Annotated in this window: 5 protein-coding genes; 3 read left to right on the forward strand and 2 right to left on the reverse strand. The window is 61.3% G+C overall.

Translation table 11 applies throughout. From position 1 onward, the window contains the following. The first annotated feature begins 279 nt into the window (after positions 1 to 279). Together CO660_RS07760 and opgC are read left to right on the forward strand one after the other, a co-directional pair. Complete coding sequence (locus CO660_RS07760) at positions 280 to 8,799, forward strand: glucoamylase family protein (protein WP_097598241.1); 8,520 nt, start codon at positions 280 to 282, stop codon at positions 8,797 to 8,799. 102 nt (positions 8,800 to 8,901) lie between these two features. Further along, positions 8,902 to 10,140: an OpgC domain-containing protein gene (gene opgC / locus CO660_RS07765; protein WP_097598242.1), complete on the forward strand. Its 1,239-nt coding sequence runs from the start codon at positions 8,902 to 8,904 to the stop codon at positions 10,138 to 10,140. A 99-nt stretch (positions 10,141 to 10,239) separates the two neighbouring features. On the opposite strand, the gene CO660_RS07770 is transcribed toward opgC, so the two are convergent. Together CO660_RS07770 and CO660_RS07775 are read right to left on the reverse strand one after the other, a co-directional pair. Next, positions 10,240 to 10,593 carry a VOC family protein gene (locus CO660_RS07770; RefSeq protein ID WP_097598243.1) on the reverse strand — a complete coding sequence of 118 codons (354 nt, stop codon included), beginning with the start codon at positions 10,591 to 10,593 and terminating at the stop codon, positions 10,240 to 10,242. A gap of 245 nt (positions 10,594 to 10,838) precedes the next feature. Continuing rightward, positions 10,839 to 12,602, reverse strand: coding sequence for a glucan ABC transporter ATP-binding protein/ permease (locus CO660_RS07775; RefSeq protein WP_097598244.1), 1,764 nt, complete (start codon positions 12,600 to 12,602; stop codon positions 10,839 to 10,841). A 382-nt stretch (positions 12,603 to 12,984) separates the two neighbouring features. On the opposite strand from CO660_RS07775, the gene CO660_RS07780 reads away from it, so the two are divergent. Next, on the forward strand, positions 12,985 to 13,740 hold the full coding sequence (locus CO660_RS07780; RefSeq protein WP_097598245.1) for a LuxR family transcriptional regulator: 756 nt from the start codon (positions 12,985 to 12,987) through the stop codon (positions 13,738 to 13,740). Positions 13,741 to 13,855: the final 115 nt, after the last annotated feature.

Genomic DNA, 13,855 nt, shown 5'->3' on the forward strand with positions numbered 1-13,855 from the left:
TGCGCAGCAAGCGCGCCGGCCCGCTCGGCTCACCATTCTTGACTTGAATTATCGCGATAGTGTCCAACTTTTCGCCATGGTTTTGCGGAGAGGGTATTGATCGACCTTCAGGCCGCGCTGGACCAAGGCTAGGCCCGGTTACATCGCTTGCCCAGACGTCATTCACCCGGCTTCATCGATCTTCGAAGAATCGGGCCCCGTTCATGTAGCAGTCATGATAAGCAGTGCAAAAGGCTGAGCAAAACAGCCATAACTTTGTTTGGATCCAGAACCGAACCCATGTCTATTGCCAATCTTTCTCCGAGCCTTCCGCGCGAATCCGATACGAAGCAGATTGATCACAATGATTCGATCCGCTCGACCTATCTTTCCATCGAGGACATCAAGGCGATGGGCGAAGCGGTCGTCGTCAACGGCGTCGACAAGCTGCCGGCTTTCGCACCCTTTGATTTCTTCGCGCGCCACAAGGAAAACGAGAAGGAAATTCTGCGCGTCTACCGCACCACGGCAACCGACGTCGAGGCCGGAGAGACGATCACGCCGGCGGCGGAATGGCTGCTGGACAATCACTACATCGTCGAAGAGGCGATCCAGGAGGTGCGGCGCGACTTTCCCCGCCGCTTCTACCGCGAACTGCCGACGATGCGTGTCGGCGGCGTCGACATTCCGCGCACACTGGTGCTTGCCTGGCTCTACGTCGCCCATACCCACAGCACGATCTCGCAGGAAAGCCTGACGGCGCTGGTCGACGGCTTCCAGAGCAGGGAGACGCTGAGGATCGGTGAACTCTGGGCCCTGCCCTCGCTGGTGCGCTATGTGCTGGTGGAAAACCTTCGCCGCATTTCGAGCCGTGTCGAAGCCAGCCGCCGCCTGCGCCGGCGCGCCAATGAGGCGGCCGACGAATTGGTGCGCCTGACCGATCCGGCCAAGGCGGCCGCCTATCTGAAGACGCTGGAACCGCTTGCCGAAGATAATACCTTCTCAACGCAGTTCCTCTATCGCCTGCGTGACGGCTCACAGACGTCGAGTCTGGCGATCACCTGGCTCGATGAACGCCTGGAAGAGCTCGGTCGCAACACCGAAGAGGCGACGACGGCCGAACACAGCCGTCTCTCTTCCGGCAACGTGACGATGGGCAACATCATCCGTAGCCTGCGCGAGATCGACGATACCGAATGGTCGGTCTGGGTCGAACAGGTCAGCCATGTCGACAAGCTGCTCTGGGAGCATTCGGATTACGGCATCCTCGATTCCGGTTCACGAAACAAATACCGCAAGCAGATCGAGAAACTGGCCAAGCGCTCGCCGCTGACCGAAATGCAAATCGCCCAGCTGGCGCTCGACATGACCGAGGCCGCCAAGGCCTCCGACGAGCCGCAGCCACATGAGCCGAATGTCGGTGGCTTCTTGTCCGGCGCGCAACGGCCGAAGCTCGAGGCGCGGGCGAATTATCGCCCGACGATCACCCAGCACTTCGTGCGCGCCGTGCGCCGGTTCAACTGGCTGTCGATCGCGCTACCCGTCATGCTGCTGACGATCATCGCCATGGCGATCGTCGGCAGGTTCATGGCAAGTGCCGGAATGGGCGCCATTGAAATCGCAATCCTGCTGATCATGTTCTCATTGCCGGCCTCGGAGGGCGCAACAGGTCTCTTTAATACCCTGCTGTCCTTCTTCGTCACCCCGGCCCGCCTCGTCGGCTACGAGTTCAAGGAAGGCATTCCGGAGGACGCGCGCACGCTGCTCGTGGTGCCCTGCCTTATCTCGAACCGCGACAGCGTCGACGATCAGGTGCGCAATCTCGAAGTTCATTATCTCGCCAATCCGCGTGGAGAGATTTATTTCGCGATGCTCAGCGATTGGCCCGACAGCGATGCCGAGGAAACGCCTGCCGATCTCGAGGTTCTCGACTATGCAAGACGCGAGATCGCCAATCTTTCCGCCCGCTATGCCTATGACGGCAAGACGCGTTTCTACCTGCTGCATCGCCGCCGCCTCTACAATCCCTCGGAAGGTGTGTGGATGGGCTGGGAGCGCAAGCGCGGCAAGCTGCATGAGCTGAACATGCTGCTGCGCGGCGACCGCGACACGACCTATCTGCCCGGCGCCAACACCGTGCCGGCCAATGTGCAATATGTCATGACGCTCGATGCCGACACACGCCTGATGCGCGATGCCGTGACCAAGCTCGTTGGCAAGCTCTATCATCCGATCAACCGCCCGGTCATCAATCCGAAGACCGGCCGCGTCGAAAGCGGCTATGGCGTGCTGCAGCCGCGCGTGACGCCGTCGCTGACCACGGGCAAGGATGCCTCGGTCTTCCAGCGCGTCTTCTCGATCAACCGAGGCCTCGACCCCTATGTCTTCACGGTGTCCGACGTCTATCAGGATCTCGCCGGCGAAGGCACGTTCACCGGCAAGGGCCTCTATCATGTCGATGCTTTCGAAGCCTCGCTGAAGGGCCGCATCGAGGAGAACTCGGTGCTCAGCCACGACCTTCTCGAAGGCTCGATGGCGCGCTGTGCGCTCGTTACCGATCTCGAATTGGTCGAGGATTTCCCGATCCGCTATGAGGTGGAGACCTCGCGCCAGCATCGTTGGGCGCGCGGCGACTGGCAGCTCCTGCCCTATATGTTCAATCCGAAATACGGCGTTACGGCCCTTGGCCGCTGGAAGATGTTCGATAATCTTCGCCGCTCGCTGACGCCGATCGCATGGTTCTTCGCCTCCGTGCTCGGCTGGTATTTCATGGGTCCGCTCGGCGCGCTCGTCTGGCAGATTCTCTTGATCTTCTGCCTGTTCGTGGCGCCGACGCTGTCGCTCATCAACGGCATCATCCCGCGCACCAGCGATATCGTCGCCCGAGCCCATCTCTATACGGTCTGGTCGGATATCACCGCCGCCAATGCGCAGGTCGCATTGCGGATCGTCTTCATCGCCGATTCGGCGGCGATGATGGCGGATGCGATCGGCCGGTCGCTCTACCGGCTGTTCGTCAGCCGCAAGCTGATGCTGCAGTGGCGGACCGCCGCCAGCGTCCAGGCAGGCGGCCAAGGCACACTCGCCTCTTATTACAGGCAGATGTGGCATGCGCCGGTACTGGCGCTGCTGGCGCTCGGTTTCGCAGCCCTTCCCGGCGGCAACGCTTTCCTCGTCGGCATCCCCTTCGCGCTTTTATGGATTCTCTCGCCTGTCGTCGCCTGGTATGTCAGCCAGTCGGCCGAGACCGAGGACCGGCTCGAGGTCGCCGATTCCGTATCGAGCGAGCTGCGCAAGATCGCCCGGCGCACCTGGCGTTATTTCGAGACCTTCACCACCCCCGAGCAGAATTATCTGCCGCCGGACAATATCCAGGAAACGCCGCACGTCATCGTGGCGGCGCGCACGTCGCCGACCAATATCGGCGTCTATCTGCTCTCCGTCGTTTCTGGCCGGCATTTCGGCTGGTTCTCCTTTGAGGAGACGCTCGAACGGCTGGAGCAGACGATCGCGACGATCGATAAGATGGAGAAGTTCCGCGGCCACCTGTTTAACTGGTATCACACCGATACGCTGCAAACGCTCGGGCCGCGTTACGTCTCTGCCGTCGACAGCGGCAATCTCGCCGGCCACCTCATTGCGATTTCCTCGGCCTGCCGCAACTGGGCTGAGGCGCCGTCGGCCCACATGCAGGGCAATCTCGACGGCGTCGGCGACACCGCCGGCATCCTCGGCGAAGTGCTGGCGGACCTGCCCGACGACCGCAAGACCGTGCGCCCGTTGCGCCGGCGCCTGGAAGAACGCATCGTCGGCTTCCAGAATGCGCTTGCCGCCGTCAAGCGCGAGCACGAGTTCGCCTCGATCCGCATCATCAACCTCGCCGTTCTCGCACGCGACATCGAAAAGCTCGCCGCCAATCTCGACCATGAGGTCAAGTCGAAGCAGAGCGAAGAGGTCACCCAATGGGCGGCGTCGCTGGTCAAGGTCTGCGAGGCGCATATATCAGACAGCACCTTCGATCTCTCCAAGGTCGATGCCCTCAGGCCGCGCCTGGTGGCGTTGCGCGACAAGGCCCGCGATCTCGCCTTCTCGATGGATTTCGGCTTCCTGTTCCGGCCGGAACGGCGCCTGCTGTCGATCGGCTACCGCGTCGAAAGCGGCGAACTCGACCAGGCCTGCTACGACCTTCTCGCCTCGGAATGCCGCCTGACCAGCCTCTTCGGCATCGCCAAGGGCGACCTGCCGACGGAACACTGGTATCGTCTGGGCCGCCAGGTCGTGCCGGTGGGTTCACGCGGCGCGCTGGTCTCCTGGTCCGGCTCGATGTTCGAATATCTGATGCCGCCGCTCGTCATGCAGGAGCGTGGCGGGGGTATTCTCAATCAGACGAACAATCTGGTCGTCATCGAGCAGATGAATTATGCCCGCAAGCTCGGTATCCCGTGGGGCATTTCGGAAGCGGCCTTCAATGCCCGCGACCATAACCTCAATTACCAGTACACGAATTTCGGCGTGCCGACGCTCGGTCTCAAGCGCGGCCTCGGCCACAATGCCGTCATCGCCCCCTATGCTTCGCTGCTGGCCAGCCAGTACGACCCGCCGGGCGCGCTCGAAAACCTGCAGAGGCTGCGCAAGGTCGGCGCACTCGGCAAGTTCGGCTTCCACGACGCGGTCGATTTCACGCCGACGCGCGTGCCGGAAGGCAAGAAATGCGCGGTGGTCTACAATTATTATGCCCACCATCACGGCATGTCGATCGCAGCCGTTGCAAACGTCGCCTTCAACGGACATCTGCGCGAACTCTTCCACTCCGACCCGGTGATCGAGGCGGCGGAGCTTCTGCTGCAGGAAAAGGCGCCGCGCGACATTCCCGTCATGAGCGGCAAACATGAATCCGATACGCCGGCCAGCATCCAGGACGATCTCATGCGGCCGGAAATCAGGAAGATCAGCGATCCCCTTTCGCGCGACCGCGAGCTCGTCTTCCTGTCGAACGGCCATTATTCCATGATGCTGACGGCGACGGGCGCCGGTTATTCCCGCTGGAACGGCCTTTCCGTTTCCCGCTGGAAAGCCGATCCGACCGAAGACCGCTGGGGCACCTTCATCTTCCTGCGCGATACCGCCACCAACGAATGGTGGTCGGCGACGGCGGAGCCGAAGGGTGTCGAGGGCGAAAAGATCAAGGTCGAATTCGCCGACGAAAAGGCGCAGTTCACCAAGACGGTCGGCGAGCTGACGAGCGAGGTGGAGTGCATCATCGCCACCGAGCACGATGCCGAAGCCCGTCGTGTCACCCTGCTCAACATGGGAACGGAAGATCGTTTCATCGAAGTCACGTCCTATCTCGAACCGGTGATCACCTCGGATGATACCGACAGCGCGCATCCGGCATTCGCCCGCATGTTCGTCAAGACCGAGATCGGCAAGCGCGGCGACGTCATCCGCGCCGAACGCAACAAGCGTGATCCGAACGAGCCGAACATCAGCCTCGCACATCTGATCGTCGACAATGCCGGCGACACCCGTCACACCGAATTCGAAACCGATCGGCGCAAGTTCATCGGTCGCGGCCGCAGCCTCGCCGACGCGGCGGCGTTCGATCCGGGTGCGACACTTTCCGGTAGCGACGGCTTCACGCTTGATCCCGTGATGTCGTTGCGCCGCACCGTGCGGGTGCCGGCCGGCAAGAAGGTCAGCGTGTTCTTCTGGACGATTGCCGCGCCAAGCCGCGACGAGGTCGACAAGGCGGTCAACCGCTATCGTCATCCCGACGCCTTCAACCACGAGCTCGTCCAGGCCTGGACGCGCACGCAGGTGCAGATGCGCCATGTCGGCGTCACCTCGCAGCAGGCGGCAGCGTTCCAGCATCTCGGCCGCTACCTCGTCTATCCCGACATGCAGTTGCGCAAGGATGAGGCGACGGTCGAGGCCGGCCTGCAATCGCAATCGGCGCTCTGGCCGCTGGCGATCTCCGGCGACTTCCCGATCTTCACGTTGCGAGTCGACGACGACATGGATCTCGACATCGCCCGCGAGGCACTGCTGGCGCAGGAATACCTGCGCTCGCGTGGCGTCACCGCAGATCTCGTCATCATGAACGAACGCGCTTCTTCCTATGCGCAGGACATGCAACACGCGCTCGACGCCATGTGCGAGAATGTACGCCGCATGGGTCAGGCCGACGGCTTGCGCCAGCATATTTTCGCGGTTCGCAAGGACCTGATGGAGGAAAACACCTATAAGGCATTGATCGCGGCTTCCCGCGTCACCCTGCATGCGAAGAACGGCAAGGTGGTCGACCAGATCAACCGCGCTGTCGCCCTCTTTGCGCCGTCAAAGGATGAACTGCAGGAGATGGAGCGCGCCGAGCGCAACAGGGCGCCGGTCAAGCGCATCGCGCCGGTGCCGCCGCCCGTGGTGCCGGCCGTTGCCATCGAGGAGGAAGGCGACCTCGACTTCTGGAATGGCATTGGAGGCTTTGCGCGCGACGGCCGCGAATATGTCGTTCGCCTGCCGGGCGGTCATGCGACGCCGCAGCCTTGGATCAACGTCATTTCCAACGACAGGTTCGGTTTCCACGTGTCGGCTGAAGGCGCAGGTTTCACCTGGAGCGTCAACTCGCGCGATTATCAGCTGACGTCCTGGTCGAACGATGCGGTGATCAACCGGTCGGGCGAGGCCTTCTATCTCGCCGATCTCGAAAGCGGCGCCGTCATTACACCGTTCGCAGCGCTTTCGCGTCGGCCGGATATCCGCTTCGAAGCCCGCCACGGACTCGGCTATTCGGTCTTCTCCACCGTTCAGCACGAGATTGCGCTCGAGCTGACGCAGACGATCGACCGCGAGAAGCCGGTGAAACTGCAGCGCCTGCGCCTGCGCAACACCGGTTCGACCGGCCGCAAGCTGCGTCTCTACGGTTACGTCGAATGGGTTCTTGGCAGCAACCCGGGACGCACTGCGCCCTTCATTCTGTCGAGCCATGACGAGGAGACGGGGGCGCTGTTTGCCACCAATCCTTACAGCATCGATTTTTCCAACCGAACCGCCTTCTTCGCGGCGAGCGAGACGCTTTCAAGTTTCTCGGCAAGCCGGCGCGAATTTATCGGCAAGGCTGGCACGATCCAGATGCCTCAGGCCGTCACCTCCGCAGCCCCGCTTTCCGGCATCACCGAGCTCGATGGCGATCCGGCCGCGGCTCTGGCGATCGACATCGAACTCGGGGCCGGCGAAGAGCGCGACGTCACCTTCTTGCTCGGCGATACGCCGACGGAGGAAGAAGCGCGCGCCTTGATCGCCGAGATCCGCAAGTCTTCGTTCGACGATGCGGTCGAGGCAAACCGCGCCTTCTGGCGGGATTTCACCGGCAGGCTGCAGATCTCCACGCCAGATCGCGGGATGAACAATCTCGTCAACACCTGGCTGCCCTATCAGAGCCTCGGCTGCCGCATCATGGCCCGCACCGCCTTCTACCAAGCAAGCGGCGCCTTCGGTTTCCGCGACCAGTTGCAGGATACGCTGGCCTTCCTGATGCACGAACCGTCGATCGCCCGGCGTCAGATTCTGAATGCCGCCTCACGGCAGTTCCGCGAAGGTGATGTTCAGCATTGGTGGCTGCCGGGAACGGGTGCGGGCGTTCGCACCTTGATTTCGGACGACGTCGTCTGGCTGAGCTACGCGATCCACCATTATTGCAGCGTCACCGGCGACAAGACCGTGCTCGACGAGGAGCTTGCCTTTCTGGAAGGACCCGCTCTCCTCGAAGGTCAGCACGACTCGTTCTACAAGCCGGAGATTTCGGAGGACAAGGCGAGCGTCTACGAACATGCGGCCCTGGCGCTCGATCTCGCCATCGCCCGCAAGGGCGCAAACGGTCTGCCGCTGTTCCTCGGCGGCGACTGGAACGACGGCATGAACCGCGTCGGCATCGGCGGGCGCGGCACCAGCGTCTGGCTTGGCTGGTTCCTGGCGGGTGCATTGCGCGCCTTCATTCCCTATGCCGAAGAGCGCGGCGATTCGGCCCGAGTGGACCTCTGGTCCGCCCATCTCGCCGAATTGAAGAAGGCGCTCGAAACTGCGGCGTGGGACGGCAGCTACTATCGCCGCGGCACATTCGACGACGGCGCGCTGCTCGGCTCCAAGGAGAGCCCGGAATGCCGGATCGACTCGATCGCACAATCCTGGAGCGTTCTGTCCGGCGAAGGCGACCCGGCTCGTGCCGGAAAGGCGATGGATGCCGTGCTCGACCAACTGGTCGATGAGGAGGCGCGCATCATCCGACTGTTCACGCCGCCTTTCGTCAATTCCGCCAGGGATCCCGGTTACATCAAGGCCTATCCGCCGGGCGTGCGTGAAAACGGCGGGCAATATACCCATGCCGCGACCTGGGTGGTGATGGCGCTTGCGGAACTGAAGCGGGGCGACGACGCGCTGCGCTGCTTCCAGATCCTCAATCCGATCACGCATGCGCTCGACAAGGCTTCGGCCGAACAATACCGGGTCGAACCCTATGTCGTGGCAGCTGACGTCTATGGGCATGAGCCTTATACGTCGCGCGGCGGCTGGACCTGGTATACCGGATCGGCCGGCTGGCTCTACCGAGCCGCCGTCGAGGGCATTCTGGGGATCCGGTTGAAGGACGGCCGGCTCCATGTGCGTCCGTCGCTTCCGTCGGAATGGGACGGTTTTGCGGCGGAGGTGGAGCGGGGCGGCGTCAAATACCGCATTTCGGTCTCAAAAGCGTCCAATGCCAGCGGCTACACTCTGTCGATCAACGGCAGCGAAGTCACCGATCCCGAAGAGGGATATCCGCTCGGATAACAGCGTTCTCCACGCTGAAGAACACGGCGATTCGCGACGGCCAAAAGGGAACCCTTTTGGCCGTCGTCGCGTTTGCAAAACCGGACAACAGGAGAAACCCATATGGCAAGCACGCTGACCGAAGCCATCGGCACCGAGCGCAGTTCCTCATCCGCAGCTGCGACGGGGCGCGATACAAGGCTTGACGTGCTGCGTGGCCTGGCCCTGATCATGATTTTCATCAATCATGTGCCCGGACAGATCTTCGAATATGTGACGACGAAGAATTTTGGTTTTTCCGACGCCGCCGAGGCCTTCGTCCTGATCTCCGGCATCGCCGTCGGTCTCGCCTATGGTTCCCGCTTCAAGCCGGGCGGCCGCATCAAGACGGCGATCAAGGCGGCGCGGCGTGCCTTCACGCTCTACCTTGCGCATATGATCACCACCTTCATGACGCTGGCGCTCTTCATCTGTGGTGCCTGGCTGTTCCACCGGCCGGGGCTGCTGGTCGAGATCAACATCCTGGCGGTTCTGATGAACCTGAAGGAAGGCATTCCGGCGCTGCTGCTGCTCGGCCACCAGATCGGCTACAACAATATCCTGCCGATGTATGGCGCATTGTTGCTGATGGTGCCGATCATCCTGCTCCTCAACGAGCGAAGCCCGCTTCTGGCGCTCGCGGTTTCCGGCACGGTCTGGCTGCTGGCCGGCATTTACGAAGTGGCCCCGCACAATTTGCTGATAGAGGGCTACTGGTTCCTCAATCCGCTCTCCTGGCAGTTCCTGTTTTCGATTGGCATAATTTCGATCCTGCATATCAAGCGCGGCGGCACGATCCCGCGGCATCCGTTGTTGTTTGCGGCTGCCGCCTTCTATGTCCTGCTGTCCTTCGTCTGGGTAACCGGCCATCTCTGGATTTTCGGTAATTCGCTGGCAGCGCTTGGCCTGCCCACCGTCATCACTGGTTTCGACAAGACTTTCCTGTCGCTGCCGCGGCTGCTGCATGTGCTGGCGCTAACCTATCTCATCATCAGCATCCCGGCGTTCTCCCGCATCCTGCGGCGCCCCGCCGACCACCCGCTGACGATCCTCGGCCGCCATTCGCTGAACATCTTCGTCGCCGGCACGATCCTCGCCATGATCGGCCAGGTCGTGCTCTATATCACCAACAAGGATCCGCTGGTCGGCCCGTTCTTCGTCATCGCGGGCATTGCGACGCAATTCGCCTATGCCTATTATCTCGAGCACAAGCGCCAGCTGGGCAAAATCAGGCACAAGCTCGTGACGGAGATTGCCGCCGTCCCTGTGCCTGTGCGGGTCGGCGGAGCGGCAAATACCTATCGCCGCACCAATCGGAAATAGGTCCACCGGTCTGATTGAACGGCCGCGGGCTTAGCGGCGTCCCGAAAGCAGCGCCTTTCGCGCGTCTGAAAAGACGCGCTGCGCTGTAATGCCGCCGGCTCAACTTTTATGAACGAGAATATTCACTAGCCGGTCGAAAGGATCGCGCACGTAGAAGCGCCTGACGCCCCAGGGCTCGTCGGCCGGACCGTATTCGATCGGAATGCCGGCGCCAGACATCGCCTCGAAAGCAGCATCGAGATCATCCACCTCGATGGAGAGATCGGGCACCGGAGTCCCGGAACCGCCTTGGCTGGCGACACTGAGCTGAACCTTCATGGAAGTATTCGCGCCGAACGTGACGATCCAGCCGAGATCCATCATCAGATCGAGCCCGAGAATATCCTGATAGAAGCGTTTGGCGGCCGTGAGGTCGGGCGCCTGGATATTGGCAACGATGCGCAGGACTTTCATGCCGCTCTCCTGAGTATCGGGTAAGGACAAGAATTTAGAGGGGATCGGCAGCGCGATCAATCAGTCCCGCCGCCAGACACGTAGTGCCTCTGACGACATCCCCTGCGCCGCCTTCTGTCTCTACCCTTGCCTGGTAGGGGGTGGCCGGCGGGATAGAGGGAGCTACGCGGCCTTCCGCTCCCCAAGATAAACAAAAGGCCGGAAGAGCGCCTGCCCTTCCGGCCTTTTCCTGTAACCCGAAGCGCTCAGGCGGCTTCGGTGGTGTGGGCCTTGCGGACTTCCTCGTCCGTCAGGATGCCGCTGGCGCGCAGCAGCGCGGCGAAGCGGCCGTTGCTGTGGCTGAGCTCATCGAAGCCGCCCTGCTCGACGACACGTCCATCATCGAGGAAGAGCACCATATCGGCTTCGCGGACCGTCGAGAGGCGGTGGGCGATGATGAAGGTGGTGCGGTTCTGCCGCAGATTGTCGATCGCGGCCTTGACGCGCGCTTCGGTCTCGACGTCGAGCGCCGAGGTCGCTTCATCGAGCACCAGGATCGGCGCATCCTTGAGGATGGCGCGGGCGATCGCAATGCGCTGGCGTTCACCACCGGAGAGCTTGTTGCCGCGTTCGCCGACATGGGTATCGTAACGATCTTCACGGGTCTCGATGAAATCGGCCGCGGCGGCGGCTTCGGCAGCACGGCGCATGTCCTCCTCGCTCGCACCTTCGCGGCCGAGGCGGATATTGTCGCTGATGGAACGATTCAGCAGGCCCGCATCCTGGAAGACGGTAGCGATATGGCGACGGAGCGACTTTCGGGTCACCTTGGTGATATCGGTGCCGTCGACGAGGATCTGGCCGCCCTGCGGGTCGTAGACGCGCTGCAGCAGGTTGACCAGTGTCGTCTTGCCGGCGCCGGTCGGGCCGACGATGGCGACCGTCTGGCCTGCCTTCACCGAGAAGGAGACATTGTGCAGGCCCTGCGAGCTGTTGCCGAAGCCGAAGGAGACGTCGCGGAATTCAACCGCACCCTTGACGTTCTTGATCTCACCATTGCCGGCCGGCTCTTCACGATCGCGCACTGAATCCTCAAGCGTATAGAAATCCTGCAGCTTGGAGCGGGCCTCGAAGATCTGCGTAGCGAACTGACGCATCAGGTCGAGACGGGCAATCAGCAGGTTGGCAAAGCCGATGAAGGCAATGACGTCACCGACGCGCAGCTGGCCGGACTGAACGAGCATCGTGCCGATGATCAGAACCACCATCATCGCAATGGTCGAAGCCATGCGGTTCAGCGCGCTGGCAAGCGCCCACCAGTCGAGCACCGGATACTGCGCTTCGAGCAGCCGGTCAGCAAAAGATTTCAATGCCTTGGTTTCAGCTTCGATGCGGTTGTAGCTATGCAGAACGGAGACATTGCTGATCGAGTCGCTGACATGCGAGAAGACGGTATGGTAGTGGTTTTCGACCGAAGCCTGGCCATCCTTGGTGCGGCTCATGACCACGCGGCCGATCAGCCAATAGGCGATGCCAAGCACGATCAGCACGGCGGAGAGGCGCAAGTCCATCGATATTGCGGTCGGCACCAGCAGAGCCAGCGCAATGACCGTTGACAAGTGGTTGCGCATGAACTCAAGCCAGAGGCCGAACAGCGTCTCGCAGGCCCGCAGCAGCGTATGCAGCGCGTTGGAGGTGCCGCGCTGATGGTGCCAGGCAAGCGGCATGGAAATGATGCGCCCGAAGGCTTCCGTCAGCAGCGTTGCCCGCCGGCCATGGGCAAGCCGGTCGGCCTCGCGGGATACCAGAACGAAGGCGACAGTATTGAACACGGCGAAACCAGCCCACATGAAGAGGATGGGTTTGACTTCGCCCTTGCCCGATATCGCATCGATGATGCGACCGAACAGGATCGGTTCCGCAATGGTGATGGTCGCCAGAACAATGTTGGCGATAACGACTAGGGATACGCGGAGCTTGTAAGCGCCAAGATAGCGCAGAGCTCTTGCATAGACCTTGAATAGCGACACGTCTAACCTCTTGTGCATCTGCGAAAACGGGAATGGTGGGATGCTACAAAAGGCTACCTGAACCGGCGATTAACGGAGTATTCGGGATTCAGTCCGCCGGGTGGTAACTTGATCGCACGATCGCATCTGCGATGAAATTGAAGCTGCCTCAATAGGATAGAACAGAGCGACGTTCTCCGGGCTCATCAGATTTTTCGGCAGCGGGGTCTGGCGCCGGAATTCCACCATGATTATATCTCGCAACAATTTGCGCTTGCATTTTAATCAATGTTTAGCGCAGCATTAAATTAGAGACTGCATTTTCTGCAGAAGACCGTTACGCGACCAATCTGAACAGCCGCCAACGGCCTGCGGGCATCTAGTCCGGACAAAGGCGCTATTTGTGAATATTAATTCTTTAATTCAATTGCTTGTAATTCTGGAAGAGTGCCCAAATCCGGACGCCGTCGTCACCGAACTCGAGCAGGCGCTCCACGGTTCCGGTTTCGAATATTACGGTCTGCTGCGACATTTGCAGCAAGGCCCGGCGCAGCAGAATATCGAATTGCGCGCCGCCCCGCTTGCCGGCCGCTGGCCGGAACAATGGCTACAGATATATGCCGCAAAAAAATATGTCCGGATCGATCCGATGGTGCGTTTTCTCGCGCATGCGCAACGGCCTTTCCGCTGGCGGGAGAGCATGGCAGCCTTCGACGGTGACGTGCATCAGCGCCGCATGGAGCAGATGATGGTCGATGCCTTCGGCCACGGATTGGAGGACGGCTATCTCTTTCCGATTCATGGGCGCAACGGCATTCTCGGCAGCCTCAGCCTCGGCGGCAAGCCGATCGATCTGTCGCCGGTGGAAATCGCGCTGCTGGAGGCCGTGGCGCGCAAGACCTTCTGGCGATTACTCGACCTGAAAGGCGAGGCCGAGGCGCTGGAAACGGTGCTGCCGACCGAGACGCCGCTGACGCGGCGCGAGATGGAAATCCTCCACTATCTCGCCGAAGGCATGACGTCGATGGAGATCAGCAAAATGCTGAAGATCTCAAACCATACCGTTGACTGGTATATGAACGGTCTGCAGGCCAAGCTGAAGGCAAAGAACAGGCAGCAGGCAGTGGCGCTTGCCTTCCGCCACGGTCTGTTAAGCTAGGCTTTTCCTTATCCACTCCGTCGAAATCGCTGCATACTGACGGTCGACATGCGCTGCATGGCGAGAAAGTGCGTTTCGCAGTCGCAAGAGAAATTGAACTTCCCGTGACAAGAAG

The sequence above is a fragment of the Rhizobium sp. L9 genome (genome assembly GCF_002531885.1).
Lineage (GTDB): Bacteria > Pseudomonadota > Alphaproteobacteria > Rhizobiales > Rhizobiaceae > Rhizobium.

Excerpts from the sequence above, each read along its gene's own strand:
- CO660_RS07760 (WP_097598241.1), top strand. The coding sequence starts at position 280 with ATGTCTATTGCCAATCTTTCTCCGAGCCTTCCGCGCGAATCCGATACG.
- opgC (WP_097598242.1), top strand. The coding sequence starts at position 8,902 with ATGGCAAGCACGCTGACCGAAGCCATCGGCACCGAGCGCAGTTCCTCA.
- CO660_RS07770 (WP_097598243.1), bottom strand. The coding sequence starts at position 10,593 with ATGAAAGTCCTGCGCATCGTTGCCAATATCCAGGCGCCCGACCTCACG.